The sequence below is a fragment of the Streptomyces sp. NBC_01381 genome (assembly GCF_026340305.1).
Lineage (GTDB): Bacteria > Actinomycetota > Actinomycetes > Streptomycetales > Streptomycetaceae > Streptomyces.
In genome coordinates this window covers 199,844-218,858 of record NZ_JAPEPI010000003.1, presented here as the reverse complement: position 1 = coordinate 218,858, position 19,015 = coordinate 199,844, and the positions used below count along the sequence as shown (strand labels likewise).

18 protein-coding genes and 2 pseudogenes are annotated in these 19,015 nt (G+C 70.1%); 12 read left to right on the top strand and 8 right to left on the bottom strand.

Annotation, left to right across the window (positions count from 1 at the left end; genetic code table 11):
- Window positions 1-100: 100 nt before the first annotated feature.
- The 4 genes from OG453_RS39195 (at window position 101) to OG453_RS39180 (ending at window position 2,720) form a co-directional block, all read left to right on the top strand.
- The gene (locus OG453_RS39195) at window positions 101-436 is read left to right on the top strand and encodes a helix-turn-helix transcriptional regulator (RefSeq protein ID WP_266873494.1); all 336 of its coding nucleotides are present in this window, start codon (window positions 101-103) and stop codon (window positions 434-436) included.
- Window positions 436-1,149, top strand: a complete 714-nt coding sequence (locus OG453_RS39190; RefSeq protein WP_266873493.1) for a cation transporter — start codon at window positions 436-438, stop codon at window positions 1,147-1,149. Before OG453_RS39195 ends, OG453_RS39190 begins: the two co-directional genes overlap by 1 nt.
- A gap of 69 nt (window positions 1,150-1,218) precedes the next feature.
- A complete protein-coding gene (locus OG453_RS39185; protein WP_266873492.1) occupies window positions 1,219-1,869 on the top strand; it encodes a class I SAM-dependent methyltransferase in 651 nt (216 codons plus the stop codon).
- A gap of 86 nt (window positions 1,870-1,955) precedes the next feature.
- The gene (locus OG453_RS39180; RefSeq protein ID WP_266873491.1) at window positions 1,956-2,720 is read left to right on the top strand and encodes a class I SAM-dependent methyltransferase; all 765 of its coding nucleotides are present in this window, start codon (window positions 1,956-1,958) and stop codon (window positions 2,718-2,720) included.
- Between the two features lie 35 nt (window positions 2,721-2,755).
- On the opposite strand, the gene OG453_RS39175 is transcribed toward OG453_RS39180, so the two are convergent.
- A complete protein-coding gene (locus OG453_RS39175; RefSeq protein WP_266873490.1) occupies window positions 2,756-3,577 on the bottom strand; it encodes an inositol monophosphatase family protein in 822 nt (273 codons plus the stop codon).
- A gap of 304 nt (window positions 3,578-3,881) precedes the next feature.
- Here OG453_RS39175 and OG453_RS39170 point away from each other — a divergent pair.
- A pseudogene (locus OG453_RS39170) lies at window positions 3,882-4,805 on the top strand (PHB depolymerase family esterase); the annotation flags it as partial.
- Window positions 4,806-4,889: 84 nt separating this feature from the next.
- Window positions 4,890-6,341 carry a 3-hydroxybutyrate oligomer hydrolase family protein gene (locus OG453_RS39165; RefSeq protein WP_266873489.1) on the top strand — a complete coding sequence of 484 codons (1,452 nt, stop codon included), beginning with the start codon at window positions 4,890-4,892 and terminating at the stop codon, window positions 6,339-6,341.
- A gap of 31 nt (window positions 6,342-6,372) precedes the next feature.
- Here OG453_RS39165 and OG453_RS39160 read toward each other — a convergent pair whose 3' ends face one another.
- From OG453_RS39160 to OG453_RS39150, 3 genes are all read right to left on the bottom strand, one after another.
- Complete coding sequence (locus OG453_RS39160; protein WP_266873488.1) at window positions 6,373-7,152, bottom strand: hypothetical protein; 780 nt, start codon at window positions 7,150-7,152, stop codon at window positions 6,373-6,375.
- 131 nt (window positions 7,153-7,283) lie between these two features.
- The gene (locus OG453_RS39155) at window positions 7,284-8,444 is read right to left on the bottom strand and encodes a serine hydrolase (protein ID WP_266873487.1); all 1,161 of its coding nucleotides are present in this window, start codon (window positions 8,442-8,444) and stop codon (window positions 7,284-7,286) included.
- A 173-nt stretch (window positions 8,445-8,617) separates the two neighbouring features.
- On the bottom strand, window positions 8,618-9,133 hold the full coding sequence (locus OG453_RS39150) for a lytic polysaccharide monooxygenase auxiliary activity family 9 protein (protein ID WP_266873486.1): 516 nt from the start codon (window positions 9,131-9,133) through the stop codon (window positions 8,618-8,620).
- A gap of 291 nt (window positions 9,134-9,424) precedes the next feature.
- Here OG453_RS39150 and OG453_RS39145 point away from each other — a divergent pair, with 291 nt between their 5' ends.
- Both OG453_RS39145 and OG453_RS39140 read left to right on the top strand, forming a co-directional pair.
- Window positions 9,425-9,994 (top strand): DUF4158 domain-containing protein, encoded by a 570-nt coding sequence (locus OG453_RS39145; RefSeq protein ID WP_266873485.1) that lies wholly within the window; start codon window positions 9,425-9,427, stop codon window positions 9,992-9,994.
- 301 nt (window positions 9,995-10,295) lie between these two features.
- Window positions 10,296-10,475, top strand: a pseudogene (locus OG453_RS39140) (aminotransferase); the annotation flags it as partial.
- A 69-nt stretch (window positions 10,476-10,544) separates the two neighbouring features.
- Here the strand turns inward: OG453_RS39140 and OG453_RS39135 are convergent.
- The gene (locus OG453_RS39135) at window positions 10,545-12,710 is read right to left on the bottom strand and encodes a hypothetical protein (protein WP_266873484.1); all 2,166 of its coding nucleotides are present in this window, start codon (window positions 12,708-12,710) and stop codon (window positions 10,545-10,547) included.
- Between the two features lie 185 nt (window positions 12,711-12,895).
- Between OG453_RS39135 and OG453_RS39130 the strand changes: the two genes are divergently transcribed.
- Window positions 12,896-13,087, top strand: a complete 192-nt coding sequence (locus OG453_RS39130; RefSeq protein ID WP_266873483.1) for a hypothetical protein — start codon at window positions 12,896-12,898, stop codon at window positions 13,085-13,087.
- Window positions 13,088-13,321: 234 nt separating this feature from the next.
- The gene (locus OG453_RS39125; RefSeq protein WP_266873482.1) at window positions 13,322-14,884 is read left to right on the top strand and encodes an MFS transporter; all 1,563 of its coding nucleotides are present in this window, start codon (window positions 13,322-13,324) and stop codon (window positions 14,882-14,884) included.
- Between the two features lie 55 nt (window positions 14,885-14,939).
- Here the strand turns inward: OG453_RS39125 and OG453_RS39120 are convergent, their stop codons facing one another.
- Together OG453_RS39120 and OG453_RS39115 are read right to left on the bottom strand one after the other, a co-directional pair.
- Window positions 14,940-15,920 carry an LLM class flavin-dependent oxidoreductase gene (locus OG453_RS39120; RefSeq protein ID WP_266873481.1) on the bottom strand — a complete coding sequence of 327 codons (981 nt, stop codon included), beginning with the start codon at window positions 15,918-15,920 and terminating at the stop codon, window positions 14,940-14,942.
- 41 nt (window positions 15,921-15,961) lie between these two features.
- Window positions 15,962-16,726, bottom strand: a complete 765-nt coding sequence (locus tag OG453_RS39115) for a YqjF family protein (RefSeq protein ID WP_266873480.1) — start codon at window positions 16,724-16,726, stop codon at window positions 15,962-15,964.
- A gap of 185 nt (window positions 16,727-16,911) precedes the next feature.
- Between OG453_RS39115 and OG453_RS39110 the strand changes: the two genes are divergently transcribed.
- A complete protein-coding gene (locus tag OG453_RS39110; protein ID WP_266873479.1) occupies window positions 16,912-17,724 on the top strand; it encodes an amidohydrolase family protein in 813 nt (270 codons plus the stop codon).
- Between the two features lie 36 nt (window positions 17,725-17,760).
- Here the strand turns inward: OG453_RS39110 and OG453_RS39105 are convergent, their stop codons facing one another.
- Window positions 17,761-18,177: a DUF5997 family protein gene (locus OG453_RS39105; RefSeq protein ID WP_266873478.1), complete on the bottom strand. Its 417-nt coding sequence runs from the start codon at window positions 18,175-18,177 to the stop codon at window positions 17,761-17,763.
- A gap of 58 nt (window positions 18,178-18,235) precedes the next feature.
- On the opposite strand from OG453_RS39105, the gene OG453_RS39100 reads away from it, so the two are divergent.
- A complete protein-coding gene (locus OG453_RS39100; protein ID WP_266873477.1) occupies window positions 18,236-19,003 on the top strand; it encodes a LysR substrate-binding domain-containing protein in 768 nt (255 codons plus the stop codon).
- Window positions 19,004-19,015: the final 12 nt, after the last annotated feature.

Sequence of the window (19,015 nt, the reverse complement as noted above, 5' to 3'; positions counted from 1 at the left end):
AGGGCGCCGGGGTGGCGCCGGCCGGGAGGGAGCTGCGGCTGGGTGGGCCGATGTGAGTACACGATTGGCTGAATTCAGCAAACTGTGTACTGTCGAGGGTGTGCTGACTGTTGCCTCCGACATCGAGGTCCTTGCCAGGTTCGGCCGCGCGCTCGCCGATCCGATCCGCTGCCGCATCCTGCTCGCCCTGCGTGAAGCGCCCGCCTACCCCGCCGACCTCGCCGATGCTCTGGGTGTCTCGCGCACCCGGCTCTCCAACCATCTGGCATGCCTGCGCGACTGCGGCCTTGTCGTCACCGTTCCGCACGGCCGCCGGACCCGATACGAGCTCGCCGACGCGCGCCTCGGTCATGCCCTGGACGCGCTGCGCACCGCCGTGGTCGCCGTCGAGAGTGACCGAACGTGCCCCGATGCCGACGAGAAGGGCTGCTGCTGATGGCCGCGACATCCCTCGGCCCATCCCCGGTCCGTCGCCAGGCGCTGACTCGGCGGATACGCCTGCTGGTCGGCGCGACCATCACGTACAACGTCATCGAGGCGATCGTCGCCATCACGGCAGGCTCGATCGCCTCCTCCACGGCCCTGATCGGCTTCGGTCTGGACTCGGTCATCGAGGTCTCATCCGCCGCCGCGGTCGCCTGGCAGTTCTCCGCTCGCGAGCACTCCGTACGCGAGGCCCGTGAGAAGACCACCTTGCGCATCATCGCCCTCTCCTTCTTCGCGCTCGCGGCCTATGTCGGCGTCGATGCCATCCGTGCGCTGACCGGCACGGGCGAGGCCGAGCGTTCCGTCCCGGGCATCGTGATCGCCGCACTGTCGCTCGCGGTCATGCCGTTCCTGTCCGCCGCGCAGCGCAAGGCCGGGCGTGAGCTCGGTTCCGCGAGCGCGGTGGCCGACTCCAAACAGACGCTGCTGTGTACGTACTTGTCCGCGGTGCTCCTGCTCGGCCTGGTCCTCAACGCCACCCTGGGCTGGCGCTGGGCCGACCCGATCGCCGGTCTGGTCATCGCCGCCATGGCTCTCAAGGAGGGCCGCGAAGCATGGCTGGGCAGAGGCTGCTGCGTCGCCCCGACGGCCGCGGTGCTCCCGTCCGCCGATGGCGAGACCGGCGCCTGCGGGTGCCGTGCCGGATGCGGCTGCGATACCTGACTCGGGCGAAGCCGGCACAGGAGGGGCGGCCACCGGACCGATCGGGCAGGCCCCCTAGGATCCGCGCTTGTGACTCAACCTTCCTCCTACCTCAGTGCAACAGCGGACGCCTACGACGCCATGGCCTTGATCTACGCGGAGTTCGCCCGCAACTCGCTGGACGCGCTTCCGCTGGATCGCGCGGTGCTGACCGCGTTCGCCGACCTTGTGCGGAGCTCCGATGCGGGGCTCGTCGCCGAGCTGGGCTGCGGTCCGGGACAGACGACCGCGTATCTGCGGGACTTGGGGCTCGACGTCTTCGGCGTCGACCTCTCGCCGGTGATGATCGATCTCGCCCGCGCGGCCTACCAGGACCTGCGCTTCGAGGTCGGTTCCATGGACGCCTTGGACCTCGCCGACGGTGGTCTTGGCGGCATCGTGTCCTGGTACTCGGTCATTCACACCCCACCGCAGGAACTGCCCCCGTACTTCGCCGAGTTCCAGCGCGTACTCGCACCCGGAGGACACCTCCTGCTCGGCTTCTTCGAGTCGGAGGGGGAGCCGGTCGCGCCGTTCGACCACAAGGTGGCGACTGCCTACCGGTGGCCGATCGATGAGCTCGCGGGGCTGGCAGATGCGGCCGGATTCGTAGAGGTCGGCCGGATGTTGCGTGAGCCGGGCGAGGGGGAGCGGTTCCGCCGGGGTCATCTGCTGATGCGTAAGGCTGACGCGCAGGGCTGAGGTGTAAGGCTGAGGCGTAAGGCCGCGCGTACTTGAACGCGCGGGCGGTCTTGCCCTGCAATGTCAGAGCCGTAAGCATGATCGGCATGGGCAGGGTCTATGACGATGAGCGGCTGGCGGGCGTATATCAGGGCGGCAACGAGATGCCCGATGCGTCTCTCCACGACTGGACACACTTGATCGGTTCCTTCGTGGGCCGGCCTTCGCCTGCGGTGGTGGAAATCGGGGCGGGCACAGGTATGTTCTGCGCTTCGATGGCGCGGCGGCTCGACCCCTCGCGCGTGGTCGGGGTCGACGCCTCCGTGCCCATGCTCGCTGAAGCTCAGCGGCACAACTCCCATGCCGCGGTCCAGTACTTGGCCGGCACTGCCGAAGCCGTGCCCACCCGCTCCGACCTGTTCGACCTGGCCCTGCTGTCGCGCGTGATCCACCATCTGCCGGACCGCGTGCGGGTCGCCCACGAGCTGGCCCGTATCCTCCGGCCCGGCGGAACGACCGTCATCCGCACGACATTTCGCGAGCGGCTCGACGCCCTGGTCTACGACTACTGGCCCGACCTCCGCGAGTTGGACGAGCAGCGCTTTCCCTCCAGGTCCGATGTGCTCGAGGACTTCGCCCTGGCCGGGTTCACGGTCCGGACCGTCATCTCCTTCGCCCGCCCGGTCACCACCAGCCTCCGCGACTACCACGCCCGCATGGCCTCGCGGCCCCAGTCGAAGTTCGCCCAGCTCACCGCCGCGGAGTTCGAGGAGGGGCTTGGGCGGCTGCGGGCCGACGCCGAGAACGAGCCGACGACCCGACCGGTTCCTGTGCGGGAGCGGTACGACGTGGCCGTGCTGTCCCTCGACTGAGCACGGGCAACGGGCAACGGGCGACTGCCGCCGAGCTAGCGATCCGACGGCTCCTGGCGGCCGATCATGTCCAGTAGCGCGGCATGGGTCTGCCGATCGGCTGCCACGATCAGGCCGCCCGCGCCCGCGCCCGTGTGCAGCGGCCGGCCGTCGATGCCGGTCACCGTGCAGCCGGCGGCTCGGCACAGGGCGATGCCGGCGGAGAAGTGCACGCTGTCGCGGAGATCTCCGTCGGTGATGTAGGCGGCCCGGCGGCCGGCCGCGACCCAGGCCACCGCCAGAGTGGTGGAGACGACGCGGGGCCGGAACTCCTGGACGAAGTCCGGGTCGGCGAGCAGCCGAACCGCCCGGAAGGAAGGGGCGTTCGGGAACGGCGGGTCCAGGTTGACGTCCACAAGGCGGGAATCGGGGGAGGGCGCCAGTTCCTCGTCCACGCCACCTCGGCGCAGGCAGGCGCGTTCCCCGTCGGTCCAGAACACCTCTTCGGTGAACGGATCGGCTGACGCGGCGGCCGTGATGTCCGTTCGGACGCGCAGGGCGACGTTCACCGCGACCAGCATGGTGTGCGCGGCGTAGTTGAGCGTGCCGCACAGGGGATCGACCAGCCATCGGCGCGCAGCGTCGCCCGCGCCCTGCTGACCGCCCTCCTCGCCGGTGACGGCATCATCGGGCCTGGCCGTACGCAGGACGTCGCAGATGGCCTTCTCCGCCGCGAGGTCCGCGGCCGTCGCGAAGTCGCCGGCCGTCTTCTCGAACCGGGGCAGTGAATCCCCGTACATGGTGCGCACGACAGCGGCTCCGGCTTGGGCCGCCTCCACCGCCAGTTCGGCATCGGATTCTGTCTTCAGTGTCAGCACGCTCGCACAGTAGTCAAGGAAGACGCTCACGACTTCACCCGGCCTGCCGCTTGTGATTGCACAACAGGGCGAACGCCCCTTCCGCACACGGTGGTTGTGGCGTCCGTAGCCATGTCGCGGCGACCGGGCCGCCTCCTAGGGTGACCGGCACCTCGGCTGCCCTTAGGAGGCTTCCATGCCGGACGGAACCGCCCAACCCCCCACCCCGACAGCCCTGTTGGCCCGTCGCGCGGCACCGCTAAGACGCCGGCTGCGCAGGATCGGCCTGCCCGCCGCCGCGCTCGCCCTCGCCGCCGGGGTCTCCCTGTTCGCCCCGGCGCCCCAGGCCCGCGCGGCGGTCGCCCTGGAGCGGGTTACCGACTTCGGGGCCAACCCGGGCGCCCTGAACATGTACGTGTACCGGCCGCAGTCGCTGCCCGCCCATCCGGCGGTCGTGGTGGCCCTGCACGGCTGCACGCAGAGCGCCCAGATCTATGCCGACAACTCGGGGCTGACGAAGTTCGCCGATCAGTACGGATTCCTGTTGGTCTTCGCCGAGACGACCTCGTCGAACAACATCAACAAGTGCTTCAACTGGTTCCAGGCCGGGGACACACAGCGCGGTCAGGGCGAGGCCGCGTCGATCCGGCAGATGGTCGCCAAGGCCGGATCCGCCTACGGCGGCGATCCCGCCCGGACGTACGTGACGGGCCTCTCGGCGGGCGGTGCGATGACCGCGGCCATGCTCGCCACCTACCCGGACGTCTTCCAGGCCGGGGCGGTGGTCGCGGGCGTGCCCTACCGTTGCGCCACCGACGTCGTCTCCGCGTACACCTGTATGAACCCCGGAGTGAACCGGACCCCCGCGGCCTGGGCGAAGAACGTGACGGACGCCGCCCCCGGCCACACCGGCCCCTGGCCGAGGGTGGCCATCTGGCACGGCGACCGGGACGCCACCGTCGTACCCAAGAATGCGGACGCCCTGCGCGATCAGTGGACGGCCGTGCACGGCCTGGGGCAGAGCCCGGACCGTACGTCCACCATCGGGCCGAACGGCACGCGACGGGAGCAGTATCTGGCCGCCGACGGCAGTGTCGCGGTCGAGGTCGACCGGGTGCCGAACATCGGCCATGGCACACCCGTGGAACCCGGCACCGCTGCCCAGCAATGCGGCGCCACCGGGACCGCCCACTTCATCGGCTCGATCTGCTCCAGCCACTGGATCACCGACTTCTTCGGGCTCGACGGCTGACCACCGGCCATCCGCGTCCGGCAGGTCGTCGCCCCCCCCCGCTCGTCCCTTCCGTTCCCGTACACGGAGTCAGACATCCGCATGCGCCCGCATAGAGCCCACGCCAACACACCACCTGGACAGGGCAGTTCACGCCGCCTCCGCATCCGCCCGCTGCGCCGCATCGCCACCGGAGCGGCCCTGCTCCTCGCGCTCACCGCCGCCCCGAGCGTGGCCGTCCCAACCACGGCAGCGGAGGGGAGCTGCGCCCGCATCGGCCACCTGGACGTGCCGGGTGCGACACGCCAACAGGCCGCCTGTCTCAATGAGTTGACCACCGCCGGAACCGTCGGCTCGGGTCATACCGACCCGGCCGACTGGGCGGGCCTGACCCCCAAGGACCTGTCCACGCCCGCCGGCGTACCGGGCATCCAGATCGACGGCCACTTCCCCGACACCTCCACCACCAACACCCACCACGGCTGGAACCACGACGCCCAGTTCGTCATCCGGCTGCCCGACCGGTGGAACGGCGGCCTGGTGATCGCCGGCACTCCGGGCAACCGGGCGCAGTACGCCAACGACCGGGCCATCGGCGACTGGGTGCTGGCTCGCGGGTACGCCTACGCCGCCACCGACAAGGGCAACACCGGACCCCACTTCCACCGCGACGGCCGGCGGCCGGGCGACGCCGTCGCCGAATGGAACCGGCGCGTCACCCAACTCACCAGGGCCACCCGCACGGTGGTCGCCCAGCGCTACGGCAGGCAGCCCACCCGCACCCTGGCCACGGGCATCTCCAACGGCGGCTATCTGGTGCGCTGGCAGCTGGAGAACCATCCCGAGCTCTATGACGCCGGTGTGGACTGGGAAGGCACCCTCTGGCGCGCGGACGGACCGAACCTGCTGACCTTCCTGCCGACCGCCCTGGCTGCGTACCCCACCTACGCGGCGGGCGGCGCGGGTGCCGCCCGCGCCCACCGGCAGCTGCTCGCGGCCGGCTTCCCCGCGGGCTCGGAGTTCCTGTGGCCCTACCACCACCGCTCGTACTGGGACTTGACCCAGCGTGTGTACCGCGAGGAGTTCGACCCCGCCTTCGACGGCTCCACGGAGGCAGGCACTCCCTACTGCGCACCCGGCACGCCCGCCTGCGACGCGGACTACGACTACGCGTCCCGTCCGGCGGAGGTCCACCGAGCCGTGCAGCGGGTCGCGCTGACCGGCAGGATCGGAAAACCGCTGATCACGGTGCAGGGCACCCTCGATGTGCTGCTGCCCATCAGCCGCGACGCGGACGTGTACGCCCGCATGGTCCACGACGCGGGCCGCGGCGACCTGTTCCGCTCCTACCGCATCGAGGGCGGCACACACACCGACTCGCTGTACGACACCTTCCCGGACAGGATCCGCCCGCTGGTGCCCTGCCACCGCTCGGCGTTCACCGCCACCGAACACTGGCTCCGCACCGGCCACGCCCCACCGCCAAGCCGCACGATCCCGCGCCCCACTGAGGCGGACCCGACCACCTTGCTGACCGGCTGCCCGCTGTCCTGACGACTGCGTACGTCCCCGGGGCTCGGCCGCCTCAGCCGTTCGGAAAGGCCTCGTCCTCCCTCACGAGCTTCTCGCGCAGGACCGCCCACTGCGCGGCCATGTCGTGCACCAGGTACAGATCGCGGCGGCGCGTCCAGGGCTGGCCGGACTCGGTGTCGTAGGTGCCGGGCATGTCGACGCCGTGGGGTGCGTACGCGGTCATGCCGCGGTCGCGTGTGGTCTGTACGCAGCGCTTCACGTGGTCGCGGAAGCCGATCACGCCTGCGGTGCCGATGCCGCCGGGCAGGTTCTCACGGAGCCCGGCCACCTGGGCGGCGACGCCGTCGGTGCTGAGATAGGTGATCGTGCCGTCGGGTGCGACGACCGGTTCGATCGACGTCACGTCCGTCATCTGGTGCTTCGACTCGAGGAAATGGGCGATTTCCCACTGGGCGTACACGGGAAGGTCCCGCCGGCCGCGGACGCGGGCCACGGTGTCGGCAAGCTCCTCGTTGACCGGGCCCGGCTCGGGGCGGACCTTGGTGGGGTCGCCGCCGTCGGCCGGGGGCCGGTTGCCGAAGCCGTACGCGACGATGAAGTCCAGGTCCTGCAACGCGGCGGTCTCCGGGTGCCAGTCGAAGCCCACGTCGTGCAGGTGCGGGACGAGCGCGCGGGCGGCGCCCCGGTCGTCGAGCTCCGCGGTGAGCGCCGCGTGCATGTGCCGGGCGAGCCCGCCGCCCGAGCGGTCGGCCGCGGCGGCCGGTGCCGCGCCGATGACGGCCGGGCTGGCGAGCGCGGCGGTCAGGGCGGCTGCGAAGTCACGTCGTTGCACGGGAGGGCCTCTCTGCTGCGGGCGGTACCCGGCGCATGATCGACGCCGTGCGGAAATGCCACCCGAACACGGAGGGGCCGGCCGGCGGCACGGGCATGGCGGGGGAGCGGCTCCGCCGCCGTGGCGGCCCGTCACACGTCCGCGGCGTACCGCCAGAAGTCCCGCATCAGCTCGGGGAAGCTCGGCCCGCCCATCTGCAGCTGGCTGAGCATGATGGTGACCGTGCCGGTGGCCGGAATGATGTGCGCGGTCGTGCCGGTGCCGCCGACCCAGCCATAGCGCCCCGGCACGCTCCACGGCTCCGCACGCTCGACGTCGACCGCGGCGCCGAAGCCCCAGCCCATGCCTTCGAGGAACAGACCGCCAGCTTTCCGCTCGGCCACGGTCAGCTGATTGGTCGTCATCTGCCGCACTGACGTGGGGGAGAGCAACTGCCGCCCGCCTGCCGCCCCTTGGGACACACCTTGGGCCAGCAGCATCCGGCCGAAGGCGAGCCAGTCGTCGGCGGTGGAGACCAGGCCGCCGGCGCCGGAGGGAAACGCGGGCGGCCGGCTCCACTGCCCGTCGGCGGCGTCGAGGCGGGCGAGGCCTCCCTCGGGGGCGGCCCCGTAATAGGCGGTGAACCGGTCGAGCTTGGCGGGCGGCACGGCGAAGGCGGTGTCGGTCATCCCGAGCGGTTCGAAGATCCGCTCGGCGAGGAAGTCGGGCAGCGGTCGGCCCGTGACCCGGGAGATGAGCACGCCCTGCAGGTCGGAGCTGAGGTTGTACAGCCAGCCGTCGCCCGGCTGGTGCAGCAGCGGAATCCGCCCCAGGGCGGCCATCCAGTCGTCGGGCGCCGGCACGGCCTGTGGCGCGGTAGGGCCCTGCTTTAGCGCGGTGGCCAGCGCCGCGACCGCGGGCAGCGAGAAGTCGGAGGCGAAGCCGTATCCGGTGCGGGAGCTCAGCAGATGGAAGACGGTGATGGGCCGCACCGCGGGGACCACGTCGTCCACCGGCGAGGCCGGCGTGCGGACGACGCTCGGTGACGCCAGCTCGGGCAGCCACCGGGCGACCGGGTCGTCCAGCGCGATCCGCCCGTCCTCGACCAGCATCATGACGGCCGCGGCGACGACGGGTTTGGTGATCGAGGCGATACGGAAGATGGAGTCCCTGGCCATCGGGGCGCTGCCCTCGACGTCGACGGACCCGACGGCCGCCACCTCGATGCGGTCACCGCGCGCCACCAGGCCCACCGCTCCGGGCACGGAGCCCTTGTCCACGTGTGCTTCCAGCGTTTCGCGCAGATCGGCCATGCGTCCACCTTCGCAGCCGGTGACGGGGATGTGCTCGAAGGTGGGACTCCCGCCGCGCCTCGAAGTCATCGGAATCGTCAAAAGTCATCGGTGCCGGTTGCGGCTGCGGCTGCGGCGGCCCGGCGGACCGCGCGGGATGGTGTGGGGGAACCACCCCGCGCGGATTGGCCTCCTCAGCCCGTGATGTTCACATCGATGCAGGCGTAGAAGGCGTTGGAGGTGTCGGCGATGTTCCACACCGCGAGCACCTTCTGCTTGCCGCTGAGCCCGCCGAAGTCGACGGTGTGGGTGACGGTGTCGCCCGGCTTGGCGCCGCCGTCGTCGACCTCGGCGATCTTGTTGCCGCCGACGAAGTACTGCCAGGTGCTGGTGGCGTGAGCCGCCGTCAGCTTCCAGCTGAACTCCTGGGACGAGCCGACGTCGGTCGTCTGCCAGCCCTTGCCGTCGTCGTCCAGCTCGGCGAACCGCGCATTGCCGCCGCTGCACGTCGTCTGCCCCTTGGGGCCTTCGACGCTCTGCGGCTCGTGGGTGATCTCGCCGCAGCTCACCGTGCCGGCCGCGCACTGGGCCTGCCGGCTCGGGGGCGCGTTGACATATCCGTGCGCGCCGGCCGGGGTGACGGAGGCCAGCACGATTACGGGCGCGAAGGCAGCGCCCAGGGCGGCCGCCAGCTTCTGCTTCTTGTTCATCTCTGCTCCCTCGGAGGTGGGGGGATGAGGGGGACGGAGACAACCGGGCGCCTCGGTCGACTCATTGGCCTAGACCATACTGATTGTCAGGCTCCCGTCAACCCTTCAACTGTTCCTCCAGGGACGGAAGTTGCCGCCGACCTGCGTCGTCCCACGCGGCGTGATCCCCCTGCGGAGGAGACGAGCCTCATCGGCCGCCGTCACGAGCTGTCTGTGCTGCGCAAGGCTCGAACCCGTTCCCGGCTGGTAACCCTCACGGGGACCGGAGGGGTCGGCAAGACCCGTATCGCCGTGCGCTCAGCCACAGAAGCGGCGAACGAGTTCGACGACGGGGTGTGCTTCATCGACCTTTCAGAACCCATCTTTGAACCTTGCATCGGGCACACCTCAAGGGCTCCGTCGCCGGCCGCCGCGGTGGAGTATGTCGCCCAGCAGGTCGATGTGCCTGCGGAGGCGTGGGCGGACTACGACTGGCAGAGCAAGGCGATCCAGCGGCATCGGGGCGAGATCCGGGCGGCGTACGGCTTCCGGGCGAACACCGAGGAGGACCAGGACCGGCTGGCCGGGTGGCCGGCGACTGAGCTGTGCCCGGTGGAGTTGTCGCGTGACCGGCTTGCGGCCGCGGTCGTGGCTCGGTGCCGCAACGACCAAATCGAGCCACCGGCGCCCGGGCAGGTGCGGCGGCTGGTGGGCAAGGCGGTCAAGGACTTCGAGAAGCGGTTCTGTCGCAGCACTGTGGACCGGCTCAGCCACGCGACCCGCTCGCGGCTGGAGGACCTGATCGGGGGCGACGGAACCGAGCAGGGCACCGACAGCGACGGCGTGGCGGCCGGGGCGGTCGGTCGCACTTCACCGAGCTGAAGACCGACCCCGGCGCTCCGGGCCTGGAGAGCCTGCTGGCCGAGGTGAACAAGCTGGAGCGCTACATGTCCGTTCGCCGTAGTCATACGAGAACAGGGCCGGCTCCATGGTGGTGACCTTCGTGGCCCAGGCGCGGCGACGCGGGTAGCCGGTCGTGTGCCATTCCTTGATCGGACCACCGAGCAGGCGTAGCGCAGCAAGATCGAGGAGGTGCATCAGCCTGTCGACCGCGGGCAGGCCGTCGGCTTCCACCGCAGTGCGCGGCCGGTGCGGGTCGGGTGCCAGTTCCGGCTGTTCGTCCGCGGCCGCCGTACGCCGGCATCTGCGCGACCTCGGTTTCGCGGTGCGGCGCGGGGACACGTTCCCGGGGCTCGACGAGGAGTTGCTGCGACTGGCGGTGCGGAACCGGGCGACGGTCAACACGTTCCTCCAGGTGCTGGATCAGGCGCTGGATCAGGCGCTGGTCCTGGCGAGCCGGTGAGGGCGGCCGGGGCCTGAGAGAGCACGGTCGGCGTGGTGTCGTGCCCGCCGACCGTGCTCTCCCTGGATGTCAGCTGCTCGGCAGACCGTCCGAGGCGGCCCGTACCGAACTCACCACCGAGGGCAGGACGTTGCGGGCGTCCAGGGTGTCGGCCACGGCGTTGGTCAGGCGGACGGCCTCCTGGGTAGTCCGGTCCCCGGTCGCGGCGAGGGCGATCGCCACCTGTTCGACCTGTTGGGCCAGCCCGATGTGGCCGAGGGTGTCGGCTGCGGCGCCCGGGTCGCCGTACGCCTTCTCGATCAGGGGCAGGGCCTGCTCCGGATCGGGGGCGACGGTCCTGAACTCCTTGATGTGCGGGTCCTCGGGGTCCTCGAAGAGAATCTGGCCCGGCACGGTCGCCGTGCAGCTGAGGGCCGCGGCGGCGTGGACGGCCAGGGCGCTGTCCGGGAGTCGCGCCACGGTCTCGCGCAGGACATCGTTGGCGTGGTCGAGGGCGGGTGTGTTGCCTCGGCTGCCGCCGAAGGCGAGCACCCGGCCGACCTCGTCCGTGTACACGTCCGGGGCCAGCAACTCCTCGTCGCGGCTCCTGGGTGGCCTGACGTCGATGTGCAGGGGTGCGGAGAGGATCTCGCCGGACTCGGTGTCGAGCATCACGCGGATCCGGTACCGCCCGGGCTCGGCCAGGTCGAACCCGTTGAGTCCGGCGCTGAGGAACAGCGGCGCGTAGAGCGATTCGCCGGGCTGCAGGACGTACGGGTCGGCCAGATAGCAGTGCCGGGCGTACGGCAGCCACTGGCGGGCGTCCCGGCCGTCGGCCGCGATGATCACGGTCAGCCGTTCGCCGAGCAGGGCGTTGCGGTCCACCGCGACCGGCGCGATCGAGGTGTTCGTGAGTTTCACCTCGGCGACCACGGGCTCCAGTGCCTCGAAGCGCGGAGCATCCCTGTGGACCCGCACGGTGAGCTCCAGGACGTTCGGCCTGGCCTGCCGCACCTGCTCGAAGCCGTGCTCGTCGAACCAGGGAGCGGCGCCCTGCTTGACCACCCGTTCCGGTGCGTGGCGCAGGAAGAGGAGTTCGTTCTCGCTGAACCCGTAGCGGAATCCGGCGAAGAAGGCGGGCTCCCCGCCGGGGTACGTGAACGGGTAGTTCATGTAACTGAAGGCGAGGGGCTCGTTCGCCAACGAGACCCACGGGGAGCCGGAGCTGTGGTCCTTCTGCCAGGAGTGCGCGAGGTTGAAGGTGTGCCCGATCTCGTGCACGGCCGTCCAGAAGCGCAGTCGCCGCACGGCCTGGTCCGACTGCGGGTCGCCCGGGCGCGGGGTGGAGATGAAGGAGTTGCTGAAGACCGCGCAGCCCTGGCGCTGGGCCGTGCCGATGGCGTCGAACATGATCCCGCCGAGGCCGGAGCCCCGAATGTGCCGGCCGGCGAACAGCGTCCACACCTGCCACTGGGGTGTGTCGGCCCACTTGGACCAGTGCGCCTGCATGGCGTCGTGCATCTCGATGTCGGTCCACAGGCTGTCGGCGCCCGCCTTGATGACCGGGACCACGTCGTCGCCGCCCGTCTTGGTGACGGCGATACCCAGCCGGGTGAAGGCGTCCTGGACGGTCAGGGTGGCGTTCGGCAGGTCGGCGGGCCGGTTCGGGTGCGCGTGCAGGGGGTAGTCGATGACCGCGGTGGCGTCGTCGACGCGGTCGTACTCGATGCCCACCTGCCGGAAGGCGGCCCGTCGGAAGACGTAGGTGCGGGTCGCGTCGGGATGGCCGCCGCCGGTGAACTTCACCCGTGCCTTGCGCTGCCCGCCGAACGGCAGGCCGCCCGACAGTTTCACCAGTACGTGCGTGTGCGGTTCCAGGGACGCGTTGCCGTCGCGGTAGCTGATCGTTCCCGTGTACCCCTGCTGTACGGCGCTCCAGCTCACCCGTGCGATCCAGGTGATCCTGCCGCCGAAGAGCTGGGCCCTGGCGCCGCTGACGGTCATGGTCGGCATCAGGCCGTCCACGTCGACACGGAGCTCCTCCACCACCAGCGCCGCGTCGGCGTCGGCGTCGGCGGACGCGACCTCGCCGTTCTCGGACGCGGTCGGGTCGCTGTCCGCCGCCGACGGCTCCGAGTCCGAGGCGGTCCCGAACAGTTGGAGTGCGTAGAGCCCGCTGCGTCGCAGGAGCGGGAACGCGGCCGCGGAGGGCTCCGTCTCGGCCGACGGAACGCGCTCCAGGTCGTCGATGCTCATGTGGTCCTCCCCCGAGGGTCCTGGTCTCCGGGCACGCCCCGGAGTCCGGATGCGCTCACCGTCCTGCCGCCCTGAGTGTCCGTCAATGCGCAGATTGACGCATTGCGCGTCTGAGCAGTAGGAACAGACACAACCCATGCAACCGCACGGTTGATCAGGTTGCAGTGCGGCACAGCGAGTTGTTGGTGCACGCGGTTGCCGCGGCGACCGGTGTCACCGACCACACGACACGGTCCCAGGAGGAGGCACTGGCCGATCGCCTGGAGGACAAACGCCTGCTGCTGGTCCTCGACAGCATGGCCTTCACCCGCGGCACCCAGCTCAGCGTCGACCAAGCCGTCGCCTTGGCACTGGACCCGGCGCCGAAGCCGCTCTGAGCCATGCCAGTGGAGGGCATGAAATCCGCTCAGTCGCAACTCTCCGGGACATGAAATCCCTCAACTCGCAAATCCGCCAGGGGCACAAAATTGTTCAGCCCGCAAATCCGGCGGAGGGCATATCGTCCGTTCCGTCGCAACGGTATTGGCAATAAATTCTAAGCTTGACGGCGTCGTGGAGTTTGCTTATCGTCCAGTCGTTCAGTTCCCGCCGATCGACATCCGAAGGTGTTCATGACCGCGCCTCCAACGTTGCCGAAGTCCAGGCAGCAGTTGATTCTTGCCGTTCTTATGCTTTGTTCGCTGCTGATTTGGCTAGAGAATACCGTCCTGAGTACTACGCTCGAGACCCTTGCAGACCCGGTCCATGGACTGGGGGCCGATCCCGGTCAGCTGCAATGGGCGACCGGTTCGTACACCCTTGCCTTCGCCACATTGATGTTTACTGCAGGCGCATTGGGTGATCGGTTCGGTCACCGGACCGTTTTTTCCAGTGGCATGGTGATCTTCACCGGGTCCTCGCTGTGGGCGGCGTACGCAAGCGATACGGGCCAGCTCATTGCGGCTCGAGCCGCGATGGGTGTGGGCAGCGCGCTGATCACGCCCGCCATGATGGCCATCCTCATGTGGACCTTCACCGGCCCCGCGCGGGCCGCCGCGATCGGCATTTTCTCGACGTCGGCCGGTGTCGGAATGGCTGCCGGCCCGGTCCTTGCGGGGTTCCTGCTCGACCATTTCTGGTGGGGCTCGGTATTTCTCATCAATGTCCCGGTCGCGGCATTGGCGTTGGTCGGGCTCGCCGTGCTGGTTCCGAATTTCCGCAGCCCCACTCCGCGGCCACTGGACCCCGCTGGAATGTTGCTGTCGATCAGTGGGCTCGTGGCGTTGGCCTACGGGCTGATCCGGGCGGGGCAGGTGGCGGCGTGGAGTCGTACCGACGTCTGGGCGCCGATCGTTGTCGGTCTCATTCTGCTGGCCGTTTTCGTACTCGTCGAACTGCGTGTCAAGGTGCCCAGCTTTGATCCCCGACTGTTCGCGCAACGCACATTCGGTGGCGGCAATGTGGCGCTCGGATTGCTGCTCTTCGGTGTGGCCGCCATCACCTTCTATAACGCGTTTTACCTGCAAGGTGCGCTCGGATTTTCACCGATGAAGGCGGGGCTGGCCAATATCCCGACCGCTTTCGGCGCGCTCGTCGGAGCGCCCCTTGCCTCGCGCCTGGTTCGCCGCCTTCCACTACGCCTTGTCACGGTGCCGGCGCTAACCGTGGCTGCGCTCACCATGGGCGGGTACGGCTTTCTCGGACTCCAAACTCCACTCGTCTGGATCGAGATCTTGCTGCTGATTCAGGGTCTGTCGATCGGCATGGTGATCGGCCCCGTTACGGCCGCATTGATCAGCGACCTTCCGTTGGAACAGGCCGGTGCGGGATCGGCCGTCACCAACACCGTGCGACAGACCGGCAGCGTGATCGGAATCGCCGTAGGCGGCACGATCATGTCGATCATGTACCGACGTGCGATCGAACCTTCGCTGGAGGGTGCACCCGGTCCGGTGCAGGATCAGGCGCGAGTCTCCGCCGAACAGGCCCGCCACGTCGCCGCCACCATCCACCGGCCCACTCTTGCTCAGGCTGCTGACGATGCGTTCATCCATGCCATGCACGTCGGCGCGGGCTGGATCGCGGTCATCGCACTCCTCGGAGCAGCCGTGCTGCTGATCACCTTGCCTGCTGCCGGAAAGAAGAAGGGTCCGATACCGGAGCCTGACTACGAAGAGGCCCGCAGCTCCGTCTGAGAGTGTGCTGGCAGGCCCCCAGTCCCCGGCTCACGTACCAAGCGGAGTCGCGAGTTCACGTACCAAGCGGAGTCGCGAGTTCGCGTACCAACTGGAAGGACCGGACGCGGTCGGCGAGGTCGTAGACGGGCGTCACCAGCATCAGCTCGTCGGCCTCGGTGGTCTCCGCGAGACGCGTCAGGCGCTTCTCGACCAACTCCGGTGTCCCATGGGCCTGGTGGGAGGCGAACGCGGCCAGCGCCGCCTCCTCCCGGGCGTCGAACCGGTGCGCCGCCGCCGTCGCCGGGCTGGGGAAGGGGACATCGCTGTGCCCCTGGAGCAGGCCCGCCTTCACCACGGCCATGGGGCGCGTCAGCTCCTCGGCCCGCTCCTGGGTGTCCGCGCAGACCACCTCCACGCACACCAGGACGCGCGGCTTCTCGCACCAGGCGGAGGGCCGGAACGCCTCCCGGTAGTGCGCGAGCGCCTCGACGGTGTTCTCGGGGCGGATGTGGTGGGCGAACGCGACCGGCAGGCCCAGTTCGGCGGCAAGTGCCGCCCCCGCGCGGCTCGATGCCAGCAACCAGGGCTCGGGCAGTTCGCCGAGGCCGACCTCGGTGAGGAACTCCAGCGTCGCGGCGACATCGCGGCCGTACTCCTCGTCCGTGGCCGGATCCGCCCCACGGCGCAGCGCACGCGCCGTCCCCTCGTCGAAGGTCCCGGGCCCGCGCCCGATCCCGAGGTCGATCCGGTCGGGATGCAGCGCGGCCAGCGTCGCGAACTGCTCGGCCACAGTGAAGGGCGCGTGATTGGGGGCGAGTACGCCGCCCGAGCCGACCCGCAGGCGCGACGTCGTGGCGGCGATGCGTGCCGTCATGATCGGCGGCGGGAAGGCGCCGATGGCGGGGGAGCGGTGATGCTCGGCGAACCACAGCCGGTGGTAGCCGAGACGGTCGAGTTCCTGGGCGGCACCGTCGCAGTTGCGCAGCGCGTCGGCGGCCGACGTACCGGCCTCGACCATGGCAACTTCCAGTGCGGAGAGGGGGAGTTCGATCATGCGCCCAGCATAGGACCGGCCGGGTCGAGGCTTCCGGCCGGTCAGGGAGTGGGGATGCCGCCGGGGCGTGCGGGACGTCCGAAGCGCACCGGGACACCCGGCGAATAGAGCACGCTCACCGGGTCGCCCACCGGCCGGGGAAGCCCCGCCGCGACGACCAAGTCCTCGTCGCAGGCCAGCAGTTCAGCGCGGTGCAGCGGCCAGCGCGGGTGCACGTTCGGCAGGAACATCTGCCGCCCGAAGAAAGTGTTGTGCATGCCCCACCGCGCCGTCAGGAAATGCTCGAACTCGGTGGGCTCCGCCACCCGTTCGCCCACCCGCACCGCGATCCGGCTCTGCGCGCCGCGCGGACCCGGCCAGCGCCTGCTGCTCGTGTACGTGACGATGTCGCCGCTGTGCCGGATGCTCATCCGGGACCACTGGTAGGGCAGCCGGAAGGCGCCGCGCGCGACCGCCACCGGTATCAGTCGCGAGGCGTCGAGGGAACGGAAGACGACGCCGCGGCGGCCGTGGCCGTCCACCGAGTACAGCCGCACATTCGTCTCGGGGAACGTGCCCAGGTACGGAATGCCGGGGAGCCGGAACCAGCCGACCCGGTGCATCCGAAACGCGACGAGCCCCACATAGGTGACCCCTTCATGCACATCGGGCACAGTCCCGGCGGGCAGCAGCGGCGCCACGTCGGCCGGATCCACGGCCCAGTGCAGAAACGCCAGATCCAGCCACGACTGCGTGAGCAGCGGGTTCACGGTGCAGGAGGGCGGATCGGCGGTGATGGGTTCCGGGGCGGAGGAGGTGAGGGCCACGGGATCAGAATTGCAGGGGCCTTGCACCGGCAGATCGGTGGGGTGGCTTCGGAGCGGACCAGGGGGAGTGCGGTTTCCGAGGGTGGCCCTCCGGCGGGCCGTGGGACTAGGGTCTCCCCTAAGCGGACGCTTAGCGCCTCCCTGCAGGACGGCAGGCCGCGTCACGAGAGAGAGGCAGGCAGCCCGTGCCGGTCATCGACGCGTGGATGCAGCACCCCACGCTCCGCCACTCCAACCACGAGATGTTCGAGTCGCTGCGCCGCTGGACGGGGCAGGAGCTCCTCGAGGAACCACTGCCGGTCAAGACCACGGTCGCCGCGCTGGCCGCCGCCGACGTCGAGATCGGGCTCGCGGCTGCCTGGTACGGCCCTCAGGGGCCGCTGATCAGCAACGATGAGGTCGCGGACTTCGTCGCCCAGTCCCACGGACGGCTGCGCGGAGTCGCGGGAGCCGACCTCACCCGGCCGGTCGAGGCCGTGCGCGAACTGCGCCGCGCGGTGCGGGAACTCGACTTCGTGGCCCTGCGGATCGTGCCCTGGCTGTGGCAGCTCCCGCCCACCGACCGGCTCTACTACCCGCTGTACGCGGCCTGCGTCGACCTCGGCATCCCCTTCTGCACCCAGGTCGGGCACACCGGCCCGCTGCGCCCGTCCGAGACCGGCCGCCCCATCCCGTACATCGACCAGGTCGCCCTCGATTTCCCCGAGCTGACCATCGTGTGCGGACACATCGGCTACCCGTGGACGACAGAGATGATCGCCGTGGCCGACAAGCACGCCAACGTCTACATCGACACCAGCGCCTACACCGCGCGCCGCTACCCGCGCGAACTCGTCGACTACGTACGCGGTCGGGGCCGCGGGAAGGTGCTGTTCGGCTCGAACTACCCCATGATCACGCCCAGCCAGGCCCTTGAGCACCTGGGTGATCTTGATCTGGACGAGGAGGCCACCGACCTGTTCCTGTCCGGCAACGCCCGGCGGGTCTTCAGGCTCTGACCGCGCCGGGAGCGTCTGACCTCACTGGGCCAGGGGTCAGGAACGCGGGCCGCGGGACTGGTCGGCCCGCTGCGCTTCCTTCTCCTTCTGCTTCTCCTTGATCCGCACCGTTTCCTTGCGGACCTCGGCCTGCGTGGCGCGCTCCTTCTGCAGCCACTCCGGGTTCTCCGTCTTCAGCGCCTCGATCTGCTCCGTGGTGAGCGCCTCGGTGACCCCGCCGCGCGCGAGACCGGCGATGGAGACGCCCAGCTTCGACGCGACCACCGGCCGGGGGTGCGGGCCGTTGGCGCGCAGCTCCTGCAGCCACGCGGGCGGATCGGTCTGCAGGGAGGTCAGCTCGGTGCGCGAGACGACACCCTCCTGGAACTCGGCGGGGGTGGCCTCGAGGTACACACCCAGCTTCTTCGCCGCGGTCGCGGGCTTCATGGTCTGGGCGGTCTGGTGCGACGTCATGGTGCCAAGGGTATCGAGCATGTGAGCTACCGCTGACCACGCCGGGTAATCTGGCGGAGTGACAGACTCGCAGGTAGCCCCTTCCTTCAGGCTCGCGTACGTCCCGGGGGTGACGCCCACCAAGTGGGTGCGGATCTGGAACGAGCGGCTTCCCGACATCCCGCTGACCCTCGTCGCGGTGTCCGCCGCCGAAGCGTTCGACCTGCTGCGCGGCCCTGACGCCGACGCCGGTTTCGTACGTCTGCCCGTCGACCGCACGGACCTCAGCGCGATCCCCCTCTACACCGAGACGACCGTGGTCGTGATCCCCAAGGACCACGTCGTGGCAGCCGTCGAGGAGGCGTCCTGCGAGGACCTCGCCGACGAGATCGTGCTGCACCCTCTCGACGACACCCTCGACTGGGAGCAGCTGCCGGGACGGCCCGCCGATGAGCGCCCGGCCACCACCGCCGACGCCATCGAACTGGTCGCGGCCGGCGTGGGCGTCCTTGTCGTCCCGCAGTCCCTGGCCCGCCTGCACCACCGCAAGGACCTCACCTACCGGCCGCTGACCGGCGCCCCCGAGTCACGCATCGCCCTGTCCTGGCCGGAGGAGGAGACCACCGATCTGGTGGAGGACTTCATCGGCATCGTGCGCGGACGGACGGTCAACAGCTCCCGCGGCCGTACGCAGCCGGCCCCGGCCAAGCAGACCAAGACCAAGCGCCCCGACACGGGCGGCGCCCGCCGCAAGCCCACGGCGGGCAAGCCGGCCGGCAAGGGTTCCCGCGGCGGCTCAGGCGCCGCCAAGGGCGGCAAGCGCGGAAAGCCGCGCCGCGGCAAGTAGCGGCCCCGGCGG

Bases quoted from the DNA above. Each gene is read 5' to 3' on its own strand.
- OG453_RS39120 (WP_266873481.1), bottom strand. From the start codon at position 15,920: ATGATCGAACTCCCCCTCTCCGCACTGGAAGTTGCCATGGTCGAGGCC.
- OG453_RS39190 (WP_266873493.1), top strand. From the start codon at position 436: ATGGCCGCGACATCCCTCGGCCCATCCCCGGTCCGTCGCCAGGCGCTG.
- OG453_RS39165 (WP_266873489.1), top strand. From the start codon at position 4,890: ATGCGCCCGCATAGAGCCCACGCCAACACACCACCTGGACAGGGCAGT.
- OG453_RS39105 (WP_266873478.1), bottom strand. From the start codon at position 18,177: ATGACGTCGCACCAGACCGCCCAGACCATGAAGCCCGCGACCGCGGCG.
- OG453_RS39180 (WP_266873491.1), top strand. From the start codon at position 1,956: ATGGGCAGGGTCTATGACGATGAGCGGCTGGCGGGCGTATATCAGGGC.
- OG453_RS39135 (WP_266873484.1), bottom strand. From the start codon at position 12,710: ATGAGCATCGACGACCTGGAGCGCGTTCCGTCGGCCGAGACGGAGCCC.
- OG453_RS39125 (WP_266873482.1), top strand. From the start codon at position 13,322: ATGACCGCGCCTCCAACGTTGCCGAAGTCCAGGCAGCAGTTGATTCTT.
- OG453_RS39155 (WP_266873487.1), bottom strand. From the start codon at position 8,444: ATGGCCGATCTGCGCGAAACGCTGGAAGCACACGTGGACAAGGGCTCC.
- OG453_RS39150 (WP_266873486.1), bottom strand. From the start codon at position 9,133: ATGAACAAGAAGCAGAAGCTGGCGGCCGCCCTGGGCGCTGCCTTCGCG.